Source organism: Sporosarcina sp. 179-K 3D1 HS (genome assembly GCF_047228905.1).
Lineage (GTDB): Bacteria > Bacillota > Bacilli > Bacillales_A > Planococcaceae > Sporosarcina.
Genome location: NZ_JBFEGI010000003.1, coordinates 408042 through 428873 on the forward strand (window position 1 = coordinate 408042; position 20832 = coordinate 428873).

General features: G+C 43.0%; 18 protein-coding genes. 2 read left to right on the forward strand and 16 right to left on the reverse strand.

The genetic code is table 11. From position 1 onward, the window contains the following. Positions 1-4 precede the first annotated feature (4 nt). The 8 genes from clpX to AB1K83_RS07200 form a co-directional block, all read right to left on the reverse strand. Positions 5-1270 carry an ATP-dependent protease ATP-binding subunit ClpX gene (gene clpX / locus AB1K83_RS07165; protein ID WP_413057468.1) on the reverse strand — a complete coding sequence of 422 codons (1266 nt, stop codon included), beginning with the start codon at positions 1268-1270 and terminating at the stop codon, positions 5-7. A 125-nt stretch (positions 1271-1395) separates the two neighbouring features. Continuing rightward, entirely contained in the window at positions 1396-2682 is a 1287-nt protein-coding gene (gene tig, locus AB1K83_RS07170) for a trigger factor (RefSeq protein ID WP_413057469.1), read from the reverse strand. 265 nt (positions 2683-2947) lie between these two features. Continuing rightward, positions 2948-3922 carry a tetratricopeptide repeat protein gene (locus AB1K83_RS07175; RefSeq protein WP_413057470.1) on the reverse strand — a complete coding sequence of 325 codons (975 nt, stop codon included), beginning with the start codon at positions 3920-3922 and terminating at the stop codon, positions 2948-2950. A 105-nt stretch (positions 3923-4027) separates the two neighbouring features. Next, entirely contained in the window at positions 4028-4615 is a 588-nt protein-coding gene (locus AB1K83_RS07180) for a 5' nucleotidase, NT5C type (RefSeq protein ID WP_413057471.1), read from the reverse strand. Next, on the reverse strand, positions 4612-5727 hold the full coding sequence (ribD, locus tag AB1K83_RS07185; protein ID WP_413057472.1) for a bifunctional diaminohydroxyphosphoribosylaminopyrimidine deaminase/5-amino-6-(5-phosphoribosylamino)uracil reductase RibD: 1116 nt from the start codon (positions 5725-5727) through the stop codon (positions 4612-4614). Before ribD ends, AB1K83_RS07180 begins: the two co-directional genes overlap by 4 nt. Continuing rightward, on the reverse strand, positions 5720-6475 hold the full coding sequence (locus tag AB1K83_RS07190; RefSeq protein ID WP_413057473.1) for a GTP cyclohydrolase II: 756 nt from the start codon (positions 6473-6475) through the stop codon (positions 5720-5722). The genes ribD and AB1K83_RS07190 overlap by 8 nt, the downstream gene beginning before the upstream one ends. 208 nt (positions 6476-6683) lie before the next feature. Further along, positions 6684-8363 (reverse strand): S-layer homology domain-containing protein, encoded by a 1680-nt coding sequence (locus AB1K83_RS07195; RefSeq protein WP_413057474.1) that lies wholly within the window; start codon positions 8361-8363, stop codon positions 6684-6686. Between the two features lie 243 nt (positions 8364-8606). After that, positions 8607-9389: an alpha/beta fold hydrolase gene (locus tag AB1K83_RS07200; protein WP_413057534.1), complete on the reverse strand. Its 783-nt coding sequence runs from the start codon at positions 9387-9389 to the stop codon at positions 8607-8609. Between the two features lie 169 nt (positions 9390-9558). On the opposite strand from AB1K83_RS07200, the gene AB1K83_RS07205 reads away from it, so the two are divergent. Further along, complete coding sequence (locus tag AB1K83_RS07205; protein ID WP_413057475.1) at positions 9559-11007, forward strand: PQQ-dependent sugar dehydrogenase; 1449 nt, start codon at positions 9559-9561, stop codon at positions 11005-11007. A 57-nt stretch (positions 11008-11064) separates the two neighbouring features. Here AB1K83_RS07205 and AB1K83_RS07210 read toward each other — a convergent pair whose 3' ends face one another. Together AB1K83_RS07210 and AB1K83_RS07215 are read right to left on the reverse strand one after the other, a co-directional pair. Next, a complete protein-coding gene (locus AB1K83_RS07210) occupies positions 11065-11625 on the reverse strand; it encodes a hypothetical protein (protein ID WP_413057476.1) in 561 nt (186 codons plus the stop codon). 120 nt (positions 11626-11745) lie between these two features. After that, positions 11746-11967 carry a hypothetical protein gene (locus AB1K83_RS07215; RefSeq protein WP_413057477.1) on the reverse strand — a complete coding sequence of 74 codons (222 nt, stop codon included), beginning with the start codon at positions 11965-11967 and terminating at the stop codon, positions 11746-11748. A 357-nt stretch (positions 11968-12324) separates the two neighbouring features. Here AB1K83_RS07215 and AB1K83_RS07220 point away from each other — a divergent pair, with 357 nt between their 5' ends. Beyond that, entirely contained in the window at positions 12325-13773 is a 1449-nt protein-coding gene (locus tag AB1K83_RS07220; protein WP_413057478.1) for a purine-cytosine permease family protein, read from the forward strand. Between the two features lie 126 nt (positions 13774-13899). Here AB1K83_RS07220 and AB1K83_RS07225 read toward each other — a convergent pair whose 3' ends face one another. The 6 genes from AB1K83_RS07225 to AB1K83_RS07250 all read right to left on the reverse strand — a co-directional run bounded on the left by AB1K83_RS07225 (position 13900) and on the right by AB1K83_RS07250 (position 20718). Continuing rightward, positions 13900-15030 carry an acyl-CoA dehydrogenase family protein gene (locus AB1K83_RS07225; protein WP_413057479.1) on the reverse strand — a complete coding sequence of 377 codons (1131 nt, stop codon included), beginning with the start codon at positions 15028-15030 and terminating at the stop codon, positions 13900-13902. A gap of 14 nt (positions 15031-15044) precedes the next feature. Beyond that, positions 15045-15896: a 3-hydroxyacyl-CoA dehydrogenase family protein gene (locus AB1K83_RS07230; RefSeq protein WP_413057480.1), complete on the reverse strand. Its 852-nt coding sequence runs from the start codon at positions 15894-15896 to the stop codon at positions 15045-15047. Next, positions 15868-17037 (reverse strand): thiolase family protein, encoded by a 1170-nt coding sequence (locus AB1K83_RS07235; protein ID WP_413057481.1) that lies wholly within the window; start codon positions 17035-17037, stop codon positions 15868-15870. The genes AB1K83_RS07230 and AB1K83_RS07235 overlap by 29 nt, the downstream gene beginning before the upstream one ends. Positions 17038-17042: 5 nt before the next feature. Beyond that, positions 17043-17825: an enoyl-CoA hydratase/isomerase family protein gene (locus AB1K83_RS07240; RefSeq protein ID WP_413057482.1), complete on the reverse strand. Its 783-nt coding sequence runs from the start codon at positions 17823-17825 to the stop codon at positions 17043-17045. A 526-nt stretch (positions 17826-18351) separates the two neighbouring features. After that, positions 18352-19704 carry a sigma-54 interaction domain-containing protein gene (locus AB1K83_RS07245; RefSeq protein ID WP_413057483.1) on the reverse strand — a complete coding sequence of 451 codons (1353 nt, stop codon included), beginning with the start codon at positions 19702-19704 and terminating at the stop codon, positions 18352-18354. A 420-nt stretch (positions 19705-20124) separates the two neighbouring features. Then, positions 20125-20718, reverse strand: coding sequence for a hypothetical protein (locus AB1K83_RS07250; RefSeq protein ID WP_413057484.1), 594 nt, complete (start codon positions 20716-20718; stop codon positions 20125-20127). Positions 20719-20832 lie beyond the last annotated feature (114 nt).

Consider the following 20832-nt stretch of genomic DNA (forward strand, 5'->3'; position numbering starts at 1 on the left):
CACTTTATGCTGAATTTTTCTCTTGATCCAGCTCTACTTGCTTGCCATCAGCTCCATACAGGAGAGGACTGGAATGTCCTAGGACGGCATCTTTTGTAATGACACATTCTGTCACTTCTTCGAGTGATGGCAACTCATACATTACGTCAAGCATGATATTTTCAATAATTGAACGCAAACCACGAGCTCCCGTTTTGCGCTCAATCGCTTCTTTCGCGATTTCCAATAATGCTTCTTCTTCAAAGCGAAGCGCCACATTATCAAGCTCCAACATTTTTTGATACTGTTTCACAATCGCGTTTTTCGGAACCGTCAGAATTTGGAACAATGTCTCTTCGCTTAATGGTTCCAAGCTTGCCAAGACCGGCAAACGTCCGATGAACTCTGGAATTAGCCCGTAACGCTGAAGATCTTCCGGAATCAGTTTGGAAAGGAAGGATTCCGTTTCGACCACTGTATTCGGGTCAGCTCCGAAACCAATCACCTTTTGTCCGATCCGGCGCTTAATGATATCTTCGATCCCGTCAAATGCCCCTCCGACGATGAACAAGATATTCGTTGTATCGATTTGAATGAATTCTTGATGAGGATGCTTACGCCCACCTTGAGGCGGCACGCTGGCAACCGTCCCTTCTAAAATCTTCAGCAGGGCCTGTTGAACGCCCTCGCCGGAAACGTCCCGCGTAATCGAAGCGTTTTCTGATTTTCGGGCGACCTTATCAATTTCATCAATATAAATAATTCCTTTTTCAGCACGTTCTACGTCGTAGTCTGCCGCTTGAATCAGTTTTAATAAGATGTTTTCGACATCTTCCCCGACATATCCAGCTTCAGTTAGCGAAGTCGCATCAGCGATGGCAAATGGTACGTCCAAGATGCGTGCAAGCGTTTGGGCAAACAACGTTTTCCCGCTACCCGTCGGTCCGATCAAAACGATATTCGACTTGGACAGTTCAACGTCATCAATCTTGCTGCCTGAATTAATACGTTTATAATGATTATATACAGCAACCGCAAGGGATTTCTTGGCACGATCCTGTCCGATTACATATTCATCAAGTACACTTTGTATTTCTTTCGGTTTCGGAACGTCTTTTAACTCGAAACCTTCCTCGAGTCCGACTTCTTCCTCTACGATTTCAGCACAAAGTTCAACACACTCATCACAAATATAGACGCCTTGTCCGGCGACTAGCTTACGGACCTGCTCTTGGGATTTTCCGCAAAAAGAACAGCTCAGGTTATCTTTTTCATCGTTAAATTTGAACATTATGCTCACCCCTATTCAAGTGACAATCTTACAAGATTCCCTGTATTTTATCAACTAATACGAATTGTAATTCATTACTATGAAAAACAAGGCACGGTGTTCCGTACCTTGTTATCCAACCTTACTTATTCGGTGATTTTTGCATTATCGACTAGCAGCTCAACTGTTTTGCTGAAACGAAGATCGTTTTCAAGCATGGATGTTCCACCAAGAGTCGCTTTGATCTGCTCAGTTTCCATTCCGAATTGTTTTGACATTTTCTCAAGTTCCTCGTTGATTTCTTCCTCGGACACTTCAATGTTTTCCGATTTGCCGATCGCTTCGAGTGTAAGTGATACACGTACGCGTTGCGATGCGTCATCTCTCATTTGGGAACGGAGTGCTTCTTCATTTTGACCGGAGAATTGGAAGTATAGGTCAAGATTCATACCTTGCATTTGAAGACGTTGAGCAAATTCGTCCATCATGCGATTAACTTCTGTTTCGATCATCACTTCTGGGATATCGACTTCTGCATTGCGGGCTGCGGCTTCTACGAGGTCATCACGTAGTGCTGTATCGGATGCCGCTTTTTTCTCTTCCGCTGTTTTTTCTTTCAACTTAGTACGTAACGCTTCCAAGTTTTCAACTTCCTCGTCGATTTCTTTCGCAAGTTCGTCATTCAACTCCGGAAGTTCTTTCGCTTTGATTTCGTGTACTTTCACTTTGAATACAGCAGGCTTTCCAGCAAGTTCAGCCGCATGGTACTCTTCAGGGAAGTTCACTTCTACATCCTTTTCTTCACCTGTTTTCAAGCCGATCAATTGCTCTTCAAAGCCAGGGATGAAAGAGCCAGATCCAATGACAAGGTCATACTGCTCCGCTTTTCCGCCTTCGAACGCTTCGCCGTCTACGAAACCTTCAAAATCGATGTTAACCGTATCGCCATCTTCGACTGCACCGTCTTCTTTAACGATCATTTCAGCAAATGCCTGCTGACGATCTTTCAGTTGCTCTTCGATTTCTTCGTCTGTCACTTCCGTGCTTTGACGTGTCACTTCCAGACCTTTATAGTCTCCTAGCTTCACTTCCGGTTTCAACGTCACAAGCGCTTTGAAAATGAGGGATTTACCCTGTTCCATTTGCTCCACATCAATTTCCGGACGATCGATCGGCTCAATAGCCGCTTCATCGACAGCATTCGCGTAGGCTTCTGGAAGGATGAAATCTAAAGCTTCATTATACAAAGCTTCAACTCCGTACATTTTTTCAAACATTTTACGAGGCATCTTCCCTTTACGGAAACCAGGCGCCTGAATTTGTTTCACTACTTTTTTAAATGCTTTGTCAAGACCTACATTCACTTCTTCAGCAGGAACTTCCACAGTAAGTGTCCCTTTATTACCTTCTTGTTTTTCCCATTTAACTGACATAACCAAAAACCTCCGAATCATTTTAGACAATATGTTTTCACACGTATATTCTCATTGACAACCATTTCAGTATATCACAGTCTCTTCATCTTTCAACAGATTTCATTCACCTGAATTCAGCAGAAAATCATCTACTATTAAAATGGAGGATCAAACCCTAGCTGAATTCAGGTGAAGCCTCCGGCGGATATCACAGATTTTTAAAGGAGCTTTTCGAGCAAGCTCGAAAAAATCTAGACACAATTACGCCGAGGCGTAATTGATTTTAGAACTCCGAACATTCATCGACTTTCCGGATGCGCTTCATCAGCTCAGAATCCAATAAGGGCACTTCATCAAATAACCAATCCAAATATGATTTATATGATAGTGCGACCTCCTCTGCGGGATAATCACCCCAACTGAACGGAAATGCAAGGAATGAATATTTTTTGATCAAGCCTTTTGCCAATTCAAGCCGAGAAGGGTCTTTCATCAACAGCTTTTCGATTTCCTGCAATACCTCAGTGGTTCGTTTGTCTTCTGTCGGTAGCTCGAGATGCGCAGGAATGATCGTCTTGGAAGAACCAAATTTCCAGATCGTCAGCTCGCCTTCATAACCGGCTTGGTGAAGTAGAATCAAGGCAAACGTAATAACGAGGGGCGCAACCTCTTCCCTCTCCACAATTTCAGCGAGTAAAGGCGTCGACTGGGACAGATTAGTTCCCTCTATGGATGCAAGCGCCATTTGCTGCGCATCCCGGTCCAATTGCAAAAACTCATCTACTGTATATGGAAATGGCGTTGGCATCGCTTCCTTTTCAGGGGGATAGCGCTTCATAAGACGCTCGTTCAATTCCCTTAAATACTGGAACTTATTCAACATCTCATGGGGCACTACGCCTTCGTCCAACAGGGCACCAATCGTCATTTCCACTTCTTCATATTCCTGCAACTGCATGTTGATCGTCAAATAGAGCTCCATCGCATCCACATAATCGGCCGTCCCGCTATGCAGCAAGCGGCCCGCCACTTCTTTCGCTCGTTCGAAATCCTTTGTTTCATACAAGGCGACAGCGTAAGGGCCAAGAAACTCCACGGAATTAGGTTCATAACGGATAGCCTGGTCGAAAGCATCTACCGCCTTGTCAAACTGTGCTTTTTCCACATATGTATAGCCTTCCTCGATAAGCTTTTCAAATGTTCCTGGAAATACGATCATATTCCCTTTCTTCCGAAGCCTTCCGTACTTCCTTCGCATTACACCGTCACCTTCTTTCCTCTTTCCCAATATAGCACAGACTTTTTAATTTTTTAAATAAAAACCTATCCTTTTTAAAAAGGGCCAAAAAGCCACTCCCTGCTTTTAGGAAGTGGCCCTTTTCATGATAGTGGATTCGATTACCTCAAATAATTCTGACCAGTTTGTGATTCGTGGAATATCGAGGTGCCTGTTATAAGATTGACACTTCGCAAACACTTGTAAAGTGTCAGTACTTAATGTTTCCAGGACGGCAGGCTTATCATCGAAATAAAAGTCCAATTTCAACTCTTTGATGATATGCACCTTATCCTCATCCTTCATTCCATAAAAAAATCGATCTTTACGAACTGGGAACCCATTGTCAATCATCCAATCCATCGTTCGCTCGCCATATTCTTTTGGCCTTGCCGTAATATAATAGATTTCGTGACCTTCCATTTCCAGTCTCTGCAACGTTTCCACTGCATCAGGATAAGCTGGACAAGACGTGAAATAGATTTCTTCCAATGAACTACTCCACATCTCTCCGCCCTGTTCAGCGGTCATGCCAAAAAGTTCGTGAATTTCAACTTTATCTAAAGCATGAAAAAGATCAATCTCCACATTTTGATTCAACTTTTTATTATAGAGATGAAAGGCATGTTCCCTTAAATTAATCAACGTATCATCGATATCAAATCCGAATTTCATTTAACACCCTCTGTTTGCTTTGTAATATATTTCGGGTATCCCGTAAATTTAAAATCCTTACCTATTTGTGTAATGCGAAGATTTTCCAAATCCACGGCATCACGCATCAACCCGACACCTCTTCCTTCCAGAAAAGTTGGAGCTTGTGCGCCTCCGACCAGTTTAGGTGCAAGATAGAGTTCCACTTTGTCGACGAGCTGATTTTCAAGGAAAGCCGCATGAATGGTGCCCCCGCCTTCAAGCAAAACCGAAGAGACGAGTTTTTCACCAAGAATCCGAACAACATCATTCGGGTCCACATGCTTGATACCGGAGGTCGGGTAAATGGAGACACCACGCTTCTCCAATTCTTCCTTGGCATCCTGGTCATACTCCCGTGCCGTGAAAATCCACGTTTCCGCCAGTCCGTCCGTGACAACTTTCGAATTCAGTGGAATCCGTAATGTGGAATCCAAAATGATGCGAATCGGATTTCTGCCATTCGGAATTCTTGTCGTCAATTCGGGATCGTCTTTGATAACCGTCGTGACACCGACCAAGATCGCCATATTTTGATTGCGCAGCAGATGGACATCATGTCTGGCTTCGGCAGAGGTGATCCACTTGCTGTCGGCCGTGTGTGTCGCAATCTTTCCGTCCAACGTGCTCCCGGCTTTCATTGTGAGGAATGGCTTCTGTTCGACGATGAATTTATTAAAGACTTCATTCATCATCCGGGACTCCTCTTCCATCACACCGACGATCACTTCAATACCCGCTTCCTCGAGCATTTTGACTCCGTTGCCGGCGACTACCGGGTTCGGGTCCAATGTTGCAATGACCACCTTTGTTATCCCCGCTTCCACAATAGCCGTTGCGCATGGTCCTGTTCGCCCGAAATGCGAGCATGGCTCAAGCGTGACATAAATCGTGCCACCTTTCGCCTTATCGCCAGCCATCCGGATGGCATGGATTTCAGCATGGGGTTCCCCCGCCTTCAGATGCGTGCCGATCCCGACAATCCGGCTTTCATTGACAATGACCGACCCAACAAGAGGATTCGGATCGGTTTGTCCCTTCATTGCTGTTGCATTTTCCAGTGCCAAGCTCATATAAAATTCATGGTTAGTCATTTGGACAAGCTCCTTCTTCCCCAATATGTCCGGAACGCAGAATTTTTGTTTGTAAATACTTCTCATTGAACTCCGAGTGGTCGCCCCATAACGGTTCACGTCCCGCTACCGGGAGACCGGCTTTCTGGAGCGCTTCCAGTTTCTTCGGATTATTGGTCATGAGCTTGACAGGCTTCGAGCGCAACGCCTTCAGAACACGGATGGCATCATCGTAATTTCTGGAGTCATCGACGAATCCGAGGCTTTCATTCGCCTCCACAGTATCATAGCCATTTTCCTGGAGCACATAAGCCATCGCTTTGCTGAATAAACCGATTCCCCGGCCTTCATGGTTGGCTAAATAAAACAATGCACCCGTCCCATGCTCGACAATATTCTTCATCGATTGCTTCAATTGATAACCGCAATCACAACGTTTACTTCCGAATATGTCTCCTGTATGACAAATGGAATGCATCCGGATCAGCGCATCATCCGCTTCTTCAAAATCCCCATAGACGAGCACACTGGACTGTTGGTGCTCCGCCAAATTGGCGGATGCCAGCTGATCGATGATTTCTTGGGGATCCCCCGTTACTTGGCAATGACTCAACCAACTATACCATTGAAACAGTACGGTCTCTCCGTACAGGTTGACAGGCAATTGAATGGGTCCCACTAAATAGATAGTACCCTCGTCTGCTTCAATCATTTGTATTTTTCCTTTTAAAATATCCAGTGGTTTTGTTGCCAAACTCGCTTGGACCATAAAATCATTCCTTCTATATTAATTTATATTAATGGCAAGTTAGCCATTCTAGGTTGACTCCATATCCTCCATGCCTTAGGACACGGAATGACGCTTTCATGATAGCATAGGAAACTACGATTTACGATATTTTGGTTTTGTCATTAAATAGAAGCTGTTCTATCACACCAATGAAAAAAACGACCATGTTTTCACATGATCGCATTTGTTAAGAATTCAATTCCAATGTCCGTTGTAAGAAGACCGAGAAATGTTGCCTTGTGACCGGATCGTTTGGCATGTACTTTCCGTTTGATCCGATGGTGATTCCATTGCTTGCTAGAATTTGAATGTACTCATAAAAGCTGTTTGAGGAATTCACATCACTAAAGTTAATCCCTGCACCGTTCATTTTTAAATCAAACGTATTCACTAAAATTTTTGCTAATTGCGCACGTGTCAAGTTCGATCCCGGGTTCATGTACGAACCGTGGCCGTCAATGATCCCAGCTTCATAAAAAGCTTTCATTTCCGGGTAATTTGGGTGCTTTGCAGTTACATCCTTGAAAGTTTTCATTGTACGAATTTTCGGCAATGTCAGTCCCTCAATACGGTTCAATAAAGCAAAGACATGCTTTCGTTGAATCGCTTCATGCGGATGGAACGTGCCATCTGGATATCCTTTATTAATGCCCAATTGTGCAAGTACTTCAATTGGTTCGTAATATAGATGTGTCATCGGAACGTCAGAAAAGCTTTGGATGCGTAAGGTGAGATTATACCCTTCATAGCCTTTCCTTCCTCCGTGGCGCGAGTAGTAAATTAAATAATACGTCCCGGCTTTCAACTCTTTTGTCGTAATGATTTTACTGGTGTCACTGTTTGCGTAACCGAGATATGGTAACTGCACACCGTTTTCATCTAAAAAAGTGAGTTCCCCTTTAGTTCCCGGAGAATCGGCAATATACGTCACTTTGGCATCTTTCGCCAAAGTATATTTGTAATAATCATGCGTCTGCGAATGGCCATAAGGTGAACTGTACCAAAAGCCATTATATGTTTTGTTATTTTCGAGCACATCAGCTCTGGCAATACTCGTATTGCGCCCACTTTCCCAATCCTGTTCGTTTAGCGGTACAAAATTAGTTGTAAACGTGTATTTCGCAATGGCTTGTCTTGAGTTTGCTAAACGGATATTGAAATAGTACGTGCCGGGTTGAAGTAATACTTCGATATCGTTCGGATTGCCGTAAAAGCTTGTCAGCGAGAATCTATTTACATCTTTCTCATCGACAATAGTCATATCAAAATGAGCATTTCCGACTGACGTACCTTCTGTCTTTTGCAGCTGAACCTTCACTTTCCCGAATGTCGGGATTTCGACTTTATATAGGTCATAATCATTCGAAAAAACGGAACCGTTCAAGTCGCCTTGGTATGTTTCACCGAGATTGTACGGAGTTGCCGTTGATTTTTCGTTGTTCGACTCCAAATCATTTCCTTCAATGGGACCCGTTTTATAGCTCACTGCATAATCACCTTGAGAATCAATCCCCGTACCAGCGACCTTGACTTGATATGTGCCTTTTTTTAAATTCACAGGCAGCACCGTTTTATCTTGATCGTCATCGGCACGATACGTTGATATAGATGCAATCCTCTGCTCCATGCTATCGTACAACATCACATTATAGTCTGTAAGAAAACTATACTCATGTTCATCTTCATTATCTTTTAATGTAAATGTCACACGTGCATCTTCTTCGATTGTAATCGTGTATGTATCAACCTTTTTTTCCATAAAAGCACCTGTGATTACTTCACCTTCTTGCCAACTGGCAGCTTGGACATCTGACATTGTCATTAGTAAAGCAAACAAACCGAATGCTAAAATTGCACACTTCTTCATAAAAACACCTCTACACATATCAATTTCTATATATTAATAGAAAGGTTTTTGAATGTATAGAGGTATATAATGTATATTTCCACTTTGTTTATCATCATAGAAAAAACCCCCTACAAATGATACAGGACGCCGATCGGCCGCCTTCCATATTACCTCCATACTGACCGAGGCCCTATATGTTCTTAAAGGCTATAACCAATCATTGAATGGGTGCTTGTAATTCGAACTAACCGAACCTTTTTGTTACTGAATGAATTGCATCAATAGCCGGTTAAACTTTTCACGCTCTTCCCAGAAAGCACCATGACCACTATAGTTAAACGGGACCAGCTGCGAATTTGGCATTAATTGATGTAATTCCCTAGCTTGTGAATAAGGAATCACTTTGTCATGAATACCGTGAATAATTAATGTGGGGGCAACTATTTGCGGAAGATCTTCATACAAATTTACATCTCGTAATAAAACAATAATCGCCGCAGTCGACCATCCTGCAGCCTGCATTCCCATTTGAAAAAACCAATCCGAAAATGGTTTAGTTATATACTGAAAGAAAAAGCCATCTATTACATCTTGCATCATCTTCGGACGGTCGTTTAAAGTTTGCGTCAAATATTTAGTGGCTGTTTCTGCTGAAAAGCCTTTAGGAGCAGCTGCGTCCACAAGGACAAGCTGGGAAACTCCGTAACCGTTGTATCGAGTCATGTATCTAATTGCAATGGCCCCACCTGTAGAATGACCGACGAGCGCAAAGCTTTCTAATTGGAGTGTGCCAACGACCATACGAACATCATCCGCCAATCTATCTAACGTATAGCCACTAAATGGTTTATCCGAATTCCCAAAGCCCCTCCAGTCGATGCCAATACATCGATACCCCATTGATGGAAGAACATCAAACTGATATTCGAACTGCTTATGGCTCAACGGCCAGCCGTGTATAAATACTAGGGTCTTGTTCCCCTCCGGGTTAAGATCTTCAACATATAGATTTACACCAGACTCCACATTAACAAAATATCCGATAACAATTCCTCCGTTGTTTAAATAGCTTCGCAAATAGGATATTCATCTATATAAGCATATGTGCTTTCCTAACTGCCTGGTCAGTTTCCCCTTCTCTCACTTGGTACTAGTAAATTCCTTCTAATCATATTCTTACAAAAGAAAACAATTAGAAGGAGTGTAAGGTTAGTTGAAAAAAGTGAAGGTTGGTTTACGTCCCATTGTAAATAAGATTAATTTACCTACTATATTGAAAACAGCTATACTACCGGGTGACTCCATTGAAAGATTATTCATTGCAACCCAGATAGGAGAAATCTTTTACATAGGAAACGGAGAAATAAAGTCTTTTTTGGATATTCGCCCGCGCATTATTAAACTAGGTGTTTCTGGTGGTGGGTATGATGAACGGGGGTTGCTGGGTCTAGCGTTTCATCCCGGTTTTTATTATAACGGCCTGTTTTATCTTCATTATTCCGTAGCTGGAACACAAGGTCCTGGTGCTCTTTCAGAAGCTGTAAGACAAGGTCAAGGTGCTCTTCCTGAATTTTTTAAGCCCAACCCATGCGATCCCAGTACGTTAAATTTAAAGTGGACTAATAGGGAAACTCAATATGACCATATTGATACAGTGGAAGAATGGATTTTACAATCGAATGGCCAGCCTCAAAAACGGCGGACATTACTTAATATAAGAAGACCATTCTTTAATCATAATGGCGTCAACAGCTTGAACTTTTCACCAGAAACAGGAAAACTTGTCTTAACAACCGGAGATGGTGGATCAGGCTATGATCCATTTAATTTAAGTCAGAATGATACGGAAATAGCCGGTAAAATCATTGAAATTGATGTTAATAAGAATACTTTTGTCCCCAATCCACCCGTCGCCACACGTTTCGATGAACTCCCTGCAACTATTCAGGAAACACTTACGGTGATTGCCAAAGGCGTTCGAAATATACCAGGCATTTCATTCCAATGGTTTTACAATCAATATATCAAATATGTGGGAAATGTCGGACAGGATTTGGTAGAATCTATTTTTTCATTCGTTCAATATCAACCAATTCCGGTTATGCAGCTGATTCAAGATTCCTTAATGACATCTGAACCTGACACGGAAGGACTTATTAACTTGGGCTGGCGAGGGTGGGAAGGCGCTTTTCCTACCTCGTTTATACGGGACTGCTCTGCAAATTCGACTTTGGATGAGAAAACAATGGCTTATTATAATGATACAGTCAACACTTCATCGAAGCGTCTTCAGCCATTGACTAGTTATTTTCATGAAGATTCCCGCCCCGATAAGTTTAGTGGAATTTCACTAACAGGAGTTCAAGCCTACATGGGGAATGGCATCCCCAATTTAACGGGAAGCGTTGTGTTTACCGATCTAGCTCGGAACGAGGAATCTCCGCCTCCAAAAAGAGGGGTTCTCGCTTATACGAAGGTCAGAACGGATGGTAAACCAAGTGATTTTAGCGTGATAGAAACCGATTATAACTTTGGGTCTCAATCAGCTTATTATGTTAGTTTAGGAGCGAATTTGGATCAAACAAGACTATATTTAGGAGCTTATGGATCTATGAATGTAACTGACTTCAATCAAGGCACTATTTTTGAGATTATTCCTTAATTCCAGTAGGAGCAAAAATTCAAATCCCTCCAAATTTTAGGGTAAATTGAGGAGTGACTAAGTTATAACGGCCTTTAATTTTTTAAAAAAGAATAAACCCACCTCCACCCATAACCAGCTATAAAGGACAGAAAACAGAAGAACACTTCCAGCTGTAAGGAATGTAAAGGAATCGGATACGGTTGGACCCAGCACAGGAAAATGGAACACATATAATAGACTTAAAATACCTATCGTCAAGAGGATGGCACCAATAATAATAATGCTTACTCTCTTCTTGAAAAAAGAAAAAGCTGCACCGATCCCAAACCCTAACAACCCTGTTGTAAATGGAAAAATGACTAGTTCACTAGGAAACAGAATGAATAGCAACAGGATGGTAAGAAGATAAGACATCACTCCCATCTGAACGGACAACATGGCACCAATCAAAATGGGTAAAGTGGCAAATGGGCTGATAAAATAACCGATCCCTGGTAACAAGCCGCCTGCTGCCTGTAACCCAGCAGCTATACAGGCGAGAAAGGATCCAATAGCCAGCCTATTAGTCTTTGTATGATGACGAAATTTGGATTGGGCAAGTCGAACATCGTCTGATATTATTTTTAATAACCACATCGTTCCACCTCATTTTTAAAATTACCCGCGTTCATGAACGCGATAAATGAAACGGGACCGACAGTATCTTAATGTAAGATTCAGTCGGTCCTTGCTTTCTAAATAGTAGGCATTTTTCTATTAATACCCATAAGGACGGTTATAAGGTCGGTTGTAGTATGGATAACGATAGTAAGGATAGCGATAGTAAGGTGGGTAGATTGGATAGGTTGGATAAATCGGGAAAAATGGGTATTGATAACGTGGACGTCTTCTTCTGCGACGTCTCCCATAACCATCGTAATCGTATTCATAGTCATCATCATCGTATCTATCATAACGATCGTAATCAAAGCGCGTCATTATTTTTCCTCCTTTTGATTTCCATTTAGGTTATGTCAATTATGGATGGAAAGACCGTACTATCGCCTATATATAACATTGTAAAGTAGTGAAATTCATATAGTAAATTAGTATGAGTTGGCGAAAAAAATCCAATATTTAATGTTGAATATGTTAATATAAAAAGCAGAGTAATATTATCCGCTCCATAAATGGTTGGACGATAATACTACCCTGCTTTTTTTTGTCTCTGGTGAACAACAGAATGATAATACCCCCGTAGCTTGCACACTGCCATTTCTTCGAAGAGCAACCCATCCCAGATAACGTTCCCTGAGACAAATAAAGTACAAATGAATAGAGAAAGGGTTTGATTGGATGCGATCTGATATTACAGCAGATCACAAAGTACGCGAAAGAGACTTACGAGAAAAAAAAGTTCGGGAAAGAGACTTACGCCACGGAGAAGAAACAACTGGTGACTATACATTTGACCGTGTCCCACGTGAAGCACGAAATATGGGATGGTTAAGCATCACCAATATTACATTCGGCATCGCAACCGCCATCTTCTACTTCCAAATGGGAAGTGTCATGGCACTGCAGTTCGGAGCGGCCAATGCCATCATATCTGCAACCTATGCCATTATCGTTGCAGGCATCCTCGGAAGCTTCATCGTTTATTTATCCGCAAAATCCGGCATGAACGTCAACTTATTATCCCGCGGAGGATTCGGTTACATCGGGGCCTCACTAACCTCATTAATCTACGCCTCGAATTTTATCATGTATTGTGCCTTTGAAGGCATGATTCTGGTTGCTGCTGTCCATGCTTACTTCCCCGCCATCCCCATGTGGCTTTTGATTGTCATCTTCGGTTCAGTGGTTATTCCATTAAACTGGTTTGGCATTAAACAATTGGACAAGCTACAGAAATGGTCCTTACCCCTTTTCGCCGTCTTCCTGATTACGGCGATTGTCCTCACGTTCAACCGCACATCGTTATATGAGGGCAGTTTCTGGACCTATATGCCCGAAGGCGTCCAAATCGGCGGAACAGCATTGTTGTTATGCATCGGAATGCAGCATGGCATTATGGGACTGACCGCATTGATCGCTTCGGATTACGCGCGTTTCCTAAAACCGAAAGACTTGAAAATCGGTTCAATTGCCATCGGTTTTATTCCACAAATTTTCTGTTTTGGCGTGATGGGTGGTCTAGGCATTTGGTTCGGTGTCACACTCGGTGAATCAAACCCGGGCGTTTACATCGTCGTCTTATTAGGGCTCGGCGGTGTACTATTTACGCTACTGACACAAATCCGCATCAACGTCACCAATATTTACAGCAGCTCACTGTCCCTGTCGAGCTTTTTTGAAAACGTATTCGGCTTTACGCCTGGTCGCCGCTTTTGGGTAGTTGTGGGGGGAATCACTGCTATGATTCTGATGCTCGGCGGCATTGTCGATCATCTTGGTACCGCTATGACTTTCCAAGGTGTCGCATTGATGAGCTGGGCGGCAGTGCTGGTGACAGATGCCCTTATTATCAAGAAATGGCTAAAGATCGGCCCACGCTTTTATGAATCGAGACAGGAATACTTATACAAATGGAATCCGGTCGGCGTTGTATCATTGATTGTCCCAACTGTGATCGGGACGATTGCAGCGCTCGGCTATATGGGCACATTCCTGCAAAGTACGGCAGCGTTTTTCGCAGCACTCATGGCAGCGATTCTTACCGTTCTCCTCGGAGTAACGACAAAAGGCCGTTATTACGCGAAGAGAAAAGCGAATGATATTCCGAAAGAGGATTGGATTGCCTAAGATAACTTACAATATTCTAGCAATGAATAACCGCACCCTTCAGCTTACGTACTGGGGTGCGGTTTTTTTGTTTTAGATAGCCTGTCAAAGGGCAAGTTTAAATTCGAAGGAAAGATTCTCCAATTATTATTTAAACAATTCATTTGCGATGATTAATAATTGGATCTGATTTGTGCCTTCATAAATTTGTGTAATTTTCGCATCGCGCATATAACGTTCAACTGGATAGTCCTGTATATAGCCATTCCCACCAAGCAGTTGTACTGCATCCGTTGTAATGCTCATCGCTACATCCGACGCGTAACATTTAGCCATCGACGAGTAGAGTGGGACTTGTGCATCTTGCCCCTGTATTTTCTGCCCAGCTTCATAAACAAGAAGACGTGCCGTTTCTAACTGCATAAACATCTCGGCAATCTTCGCGCGTGATAATTGAAATTGATCAAGTGTCTTCCCGAACTGTTTACGTTCAGAAATATAATTTTTGGCATACTCGAATGCCGCTGTCGCAATCCCCAATGCTTGCGCGCCCACAACCGGTCTTGTTTCATTAAAGACATTCATCAAAATCTTAAATCCTTCCCCTTCAGCACCGATCATATTGGTGGCGGGAATTCGGACGTTTTCTAAAAACACTTCGCGGGTCACGGAGCCTCTAATCCCCATCTTTTCTTCCTTTTTTCCAAAAGACAATCCTGGTGTGCCATTCTCCACGATAAATAAAGTGATCCCTTTCGTTCGCTCCTCAGAAGTCCGTGTCACGAACACATAAATTTCAGATTCCCCCGCATTGGTGATGAAAATTTTATGCCCATTTAAAATGTAATCATCACCGTCCTTTTTAGCAGTCGTTTGAACGCCCGATACATCCGAACCGGCTTGAGGCTCTGTAATGCCAAAAGAACCGAGCACTTCACCAGAGGCCAATTTCGTTAAATATTTCAAATTCTGCTCATGTGTTCCCGCCAATAAAAACGGTGCCATGGCGAGAGCCTGTGTAGACAATGCGACCGATGTAGAGGCACATGCTTTGGCCACTTCCTCCACTACCGCTAAATGACTGGCATAATCGGCACCAACCCCGCCGTACTCCTCTGGTACATGCACACCGAAAAGTCCATTTTCCGCTAGAACCTTCAAGTTATCCCACGGCATTTCACCCTTTTTATCTACAGCCGCCGCTCGCGGTTCGATCTGGTCTTTTGCAATTTTTCTCACTACATCTCTTATCATCTGTCCTTCTTCCACTAATTTCATCGACGCCACATCCCTTATGAATAGTCATAAAATCCTTTTCCTGATTTCTTCCCTAAATGTCCAGCCTCTACCATTCTCTTTAAAAGAGGGCATGGTCTATATTTCGAATCATTGAATCCTTCATATAAGCTTTCAATCGTAAATAGTAAAACATCGACGCCTAAGGAATCAATCAGTTTCAATGGACCGATCGGATGATTGGCGCCGAGCATCAAGCCGCGGTCAATTTCCGCAGGATCATTGCCTTCCATGACGAGATACGCAGCCTCATTCAAAAACGGAACTAATGCACGATTCACCGTGAAGCCGGGGTAGTCTTTGGCGACAATCACTTCTTTTCCGATTTGTTCACCAAACGTCCGGATCTTTTCCGTTGTTTCATCTGATGTATTGATCCCACGTACAACTTCCACAAGTCGCATGATAGGTACCGGACTGAAAAAATGCATTCCTACAACTTGCGCCGGCCTTGCTGTCACGCTACTCATAGCCGCAATCGATAAAGACGATGTATTGCTTGCGAGAATGGCTTGTGGCGGCAATAGTTCATCTAACTGCTTGAAAACCGCTTGCTTGATCGTCATTTTTTCCAGAACAGCTTCAATGGCCAATAGACAATGCTTGCCCTCTTCCACATTTGTGGAAAAATTGATGTTATTGAGAACCGATTGGACATCAGTTTCCGGATGCTTCCTTCCATGCATTTTTTCAATTTGCCGTCGCGCACGTTCCAAGTCTTGAGTCGATTGATCGACTAATGTGACATGCACTCCACTTTCCGCAAGGACATGTGCAATCCCGGCCCCCATCAATCCTCCACCGACAACGAGTACATCCTCAAACAACTTCGATGATTGCTGCTGCACCTTGACCACCTCCTACGCACAATGAACCGATTCCTTTGTGTAAGCCTCGTCTTTTTAATTCATGTAGTAATGTGACGATAATACGGGCTCCTGAAGCGCCTACCGGATGCCCCAATGCGATGGCCCCACCATTGACATTCAATTTTTCAGTCGGTATATTAAGTTCCATATTGACGGCAAGCACTTGCGCCGCAAACGCCTCATTAATTTCAAACAGGTCGATATCATCTATGTTCATATCGGATTTGTCGAGTGCTTTCAAAATGGCTGGTACAGGTCCGATTCCCATCATCGAAGGCTGTACTCCACAGGTAGCTGTCTCAATAATTTTCGCTAAAGGCTTCAGATTCAGTCGTTTTAATGCTCTCTCAGAGACGAGCAGAACGGCTGCTGCACCATCATTTAATCCCGACGCATTGCCTGCCGTTACAGTACCTTCCTTTTTAAAGGCCGGCTTTAAATTCCCCAACCGTTCGAGCGATGTACGACGCGGGTGTTCGTCTGTACTGAAATATTGGTCCTCCCGTTGACAAGGTATCGGAACGATTTCTTCTACAAACCGATTCTCCTCGATGGCCCGTAATGCCTTCTGCTGACTTTCCATTGCAAATGCGTCTTGCACATCACGTGAAATTCCATAGCGTTCCACTAGATTTTCCGCTGTGAGGCCCATATGATAATCTTCTATTGCACAGACTAATCCGTCATGAAGCAACGCATCGACGACTGGTGGATTACCTAGACGTGTTCCCCATCTGCTTTGCAACATCAAATGCGGTACATTGGTCATACTTTCAATGCCACCTGCCACAACGATATCACTTTGACCGCTTCGGATATTATTCATCCCTTGGATAATCGCAGTTAGACCCGATGCGCACTGCATATCGATGGTCGTTGCCGAAACGGAAATGGGCAACCCTGTACCAATTCCAATTTGACGCGCTGGATTTCCTTTCAAGCCATGTTTGAATACGTTACCGATTAAAATTTCGTCCACCTCTTCCTTGACGGCAGGGATGTCATAGAACAATTCATTCACAACGAATTCACCTAACTGCACAGCAGAATATGATTTTAATGACTGACCAAAAGCCCCGATTGCCGTTCGCTTGGCTGCCACAATATATACGTTTTCCATTCCCTTCACACCCCTTTAAAATTTGGTTTTCTTTTTTCAGTAAAAGCAAGCAATCCTTCCCTTGCTTCACCTTCTATGAATAATTGTTTAAAAGCGTTTCGTTCCAATTCAAACCTTTCTTCCAGGTTTGAATATTCAACGCCTGTTAATAACCTTTTAATTGCTTGGACTGCATTAAAACTATGGGAAGCAATCTTCTCGGCCGTTTTCAAACTCTCTTGAAAGGGATCATTGACAACGGAACTAATTAGACCAAAAGAAAGAGCTTTCTCTGCATCAAAAAAATCACCCGTCAAAATATACTTCGTGGCAAAGGAATTACTTGCTAAAGACTGGAATTTTTGCGTCCCCCAACCCCCCGGTAAAATCCCTAGCTTTACTTCCGGCAACCCAAATACTGCTGTTGGAGAAGCGATTCGTATATCACTCGCAAGAGCCAACTCAAAGCCTCCGCCTAAACAATAGCCTTCGATTGCAGTAATAAAAATCATCGGACTTATATTCATCCGTCTGTGCAATTCATGGACTTGTGCACTTATCCTATCGATCGCCGCTACATCCGCATGTAGCATTTCTTTAATATCTGCTCCCGCCGCAAAGTTTTCTTGCTTCCCCCGCAAAATGACGACCCTCGTCGATGCCTCCTGCTCAAGCGTCTCGATCAATTGAGTCAGTTGCTGGACAACCTGGCTATTCAAAGCATTTTTTTCTGCTGGTCGATTAATTGTCAAAACGCATATTTGTGGCGAATCCTGAATTCTTTCTTGTTCGATATAGTCCAAACTCACAGCTCCACCTCCTTTGCCTACTACATTGCAATTATCATGCCAAGATGTAAACTGCATAAAATCAACATTTTTAAATTAATAATACGATCCAAAACTAGGAATGGTCTATTTCCAAACCATTAATGGTTCATTTTTTGATGAATCTTGGATTTTTAACTAGAAAGCGGTTCATTTTTAGACCACAAAAGAACAAACGAATCGCTCCCGGGTATATAAAGATCCTCTATACGACCAAACAAGTACAAACCGACCGCTCCCAGGCAATTACAACCCCTCTAAACGACCAAACCAGCACAATCCGACTGCTATCGGGCAATTAACCCCCCGCTAAACGACCAAACCAGCACAAACAGACTGCTACCGGGCAATTAACCCCCCGCTAAACGACCAAACAAACACAAACGAACAGCTCCCGAGCAATTACAACCCCTCTAAACGACTAAACCAGCGCATTAGAATCGCTCTCGGACGATTGCCAAATCGCACCCCCGCCAAATCATAAAAAAACCTCCATTTGGAGGAATTTCTACGTAAGGCTATACTGTTTTATTTTGCGCAACAGAGTAGAATGGCTTATTTCTAACGCTTTGGCAGCGCTGCGAATAGAAGGATACAATTGAAGAGCTCTTTGTATTTCTACTTTCTCATATTCTTCGACACTCTCTTTCAGTGGCCGAATACTCGTTGTAGGATTTGCCTCTTTCCATTTAATACGGGAAATTTCATGGGGAATATTACTTTCGACAATTGAAGGCCCTTCGGATAAAATCACTAATTGTTCAACCATATTTTCGAGTTGCCGAACATTTCCAGGCCATTCATACTGTTCCAATAGCAGCAATGCACGCTCGGAGAAATCCAACTGCTTATTGTATTTTCTATTAAACTTATCTAAGAAGAACTTGCTTAAATACCTGATATCCTCCACACGTTCACGTAATGGAGGTACTTCGATTTGCACGACATTTAATCGATAAAAGAGGTCTTCACGGAACAGTCCTTCCTCGACCCGCTTCTTCAAATCTTTATTGGTCGCTGCGATATAGCGAACGTCCAACTGCTTTTTCACAGTACCGCCAACTCGAGTAATTTCATTCGTTTGAATCGCACGTAATAATTTTACTTGGAGGTGCAGCGGCATTTCTCCAATTTCATCAAGCAACACCGTGCCGTGATTCGCTACTTCAAGTAATCCAGGCTTGCTTGAGTTAGCACCTGTAAATGCCCCCTTCTCATATCCAAATAACTCCGATTCTATTAAGTTCTCTGGAATCGCCCCACAATTAATTTGAATATAAGGTGCATCGGAGCGTTTACTTAAACTATGTATATTCTTGGAAATTACTTCTTTCCCCGTTCCAGACTCTCCTAATATCAAAATGGTCGCATCTGTTTTTGCAATTTTCCCGACCAACAGTTTCAATTCTTGCATCTGAGAAGAATTACTGATAATGCCATCTGTCTTCGTCAAACTTTCACGTAATCTCTCCAATTCCAAAAAACTTATTTTGGAGTAATTCAAATGTTCGTCAAACAGCATATTCAGATCCTTTAAATCACGATAGTTGGAGGCGTAACATAAGATCTTGCCATTTTCATCCCTAATCGGCTTACTTGTTATAAAGATTTCCCTTCCTGTGTTCAATTTTTGATAAATCGTCAAAGGATTTCTTTGAAGAATTCGCTGCGATTGTTTGAGGATCAGACCATCTTCCTGCATTTCCTCTGGTGTCTTCCCAATGATCTGATCTAACTTTACCCCTGAAATCACCTCAACAGCAGCATTAGCAAAAAATACCCGTCCCTCATGATCGGACAATAAAAATCCCTCATAGCTTTGTAATAGAGCCTGGGGTAATAATTCAGACAGATTATTCATCTAGACATCCCCTTTCCATCAAATGATTGTTCCATTGAGTAACAAGCTCTTATACAATTGTCAAATAAGACGGATTTGTCAATTAATATAATACTACCACAAGGATTCGTGAAATTTTCGTTTGTCCCTATAGCAAAAGGATTTTGATTGGGAATCAGTGAATTGTTTTGCTGCAAATACAATCCGATTAGAGTTGGGCAGATTTTCTGTTTTGTTGGAATATAGGAGGGTCCTGGACAGCATATAACAGAAAATGAACTGGGCCGCTTATCCAGTCGAAAAAATCGATAAGCGGCCCTTCAGAATGTTGATGTGAAAGTGGGATGAACGTTGACATGGCGCAAGAAATGCCAAAAGGATCGCCATTGCCATGATAATCATTAAATAATGCCCTAGCTTTTCCTGTCAGCGAAAGGGTCATCAGTATGCGGGGATGAGTCCCAGGGCAACCAGTAGCATCGGGACCACTATTAGGATCAAACCAAGAACCATGGGTGCGCCGATCACCCCGAGAACGGCGTAGCCTCTTCGTGTGCGGTAACGCCGCGAGTAGGAGACGGCCAAGAAACCATAGCCAACCGCGGCCAACAGGAACATAAATACGTAGCCAACGCTTGCCAGATTAATTTGGTCGGCTTTGCCCGAAACCCCGAAAATCATGCCAACCGCCTGTGTCACGCTGCCCAGAGCATATAATCCGAGCGTGGCGAAAGCTCCCCACACCAACACTGTCATGAGAGCCGGTAGGTGAAATTTCGGGACATTCGAAACCGATAATAGCGCCACAGCCGCACCTAATACCTTAAAGCCAACGACAATCCAGTTCATCACCGTAATGCCGGTCGTGTACTCGGCAAATGGTCCCCCGGCGAAATGGTCTGTGATCTCAAAGACAATATTGACCACCGCAAACGCGATGCACCACAGAGCCATTAGAACCCCGATCACAGTGATACCTGGCCCCGGAGATCGAATAGACTTGGAAATATCGTTTGACAGGGGAGGAGAAATCATGTAGGCTAACTCCTTTTTTGCGATTGTTCACCGACTGCCAAAACCCTCAATCCCTAAAAATAATGCCAATAGTTACTCCAAGATTAATAACACTTTGAATATTTTGTCAAGTTA

Excerpts from the sequence above, each read along its gene's own strand:
- clpX (WP_413057468.1), bottom strand. The coding sequence starts at position 1,270 with ATGTTCAAATTTAACGATGAAAAAGATAACCTGAGCTGTTCTTTTTGC.
- tig (WP_413057469.1), bottom strand. The coding sequence starts at position 2,682 with ATGTCAGTTAAATGGGAAAAACAAGAAGGTAATAAAGGGACACTTACT.
- AB1K83_RS07175 (WP_413057470.1), bottom strand. The coding sequence starts at position 3,922 with ATGCGAAGGAAGTACGGAAGGCTTCGGAAGAAAGGGAATATGATCGTA.
- AB1K83_RS07180 (WP_413057471.1), bottom strand. The coding sequence starts at position 4,615 with ATGAAATTCGGATTTGATATCGATGATACGTTGATTAATTTAAGGGAA.
- ribD (WP_413057472.1), bottom strand. The coding sequence starts at position 5,727 with ATGACTAACCATGAATTTTATATGAGCTTGGCACTGGAAAATGCAACA.
- AB1K83_RS07190 (WP_413057473.1), bottom strand. The coding sequence starts at position 6,475 with ATGGTCCAAGCGAGTTTGGCAACAAAACCACTGGATATTTTAAAAGGA.
- AB1K83_RS07195 (WP_413057474.1), bottom strand. The coding sequence starts at position 8,363 with ATGAAGAAGTGTGCAATTTTAGCATTCGGTTTGTTTGCTTTACTAATG.
- AB1K83_RS07210 (WP_413057476.1), bottom strand. The coding sequence starts at position 11,625 with ATGTGGTTATTAAAAATAATATCAGACGATGTTCGACTTGCCCAATCC.
- AB1K83_RS07215 (WP_413057477.1), bottom strand. The coding sequence starts at position 11,967 with ATGACGCGCTTTGATTACGATCGTTATGATAGATACGATGATGATGAC.
- AB1K83_RS07220 (WP_413057478.1), top strand. The coding sequence starts at position 12,325 with ATGCGATCTGATATTACAGCAGATCACAAAGTACGCGAAAGAGACTTA.
- AB1K83_RS07225 (WP_413057479.1), bottom strand. The coding sequence starts at position 15,030 with ATGAAATTAGTGGAAGAAGGACAGATGATAAGAGATGTAGTGAGAAAA.
- AB1K83_RS07235 (WP_413057481.1), bottom strand. The coding sequence starts at position 17,037 with ATGGAAAACGTATATATTGTGGCAGCCAAGCGAACGGCAATCGGGGCT.
- AB1K83_RS07245 (WP_413057483.1), bottom strand. The coding sequence starts at position 19,704 with ATGAATAATCTGTCTGAATTATTACCCCAGGCTCTATTACAAAGCTAT.
- AB1K83_RS07250 (WP_413057484.1), bottom strand. The coding sequence starts at position 20,718 with ATGATTTCTCCTCCCCTGTCAAACGATATTTCCAAGTCTATTCGATCT.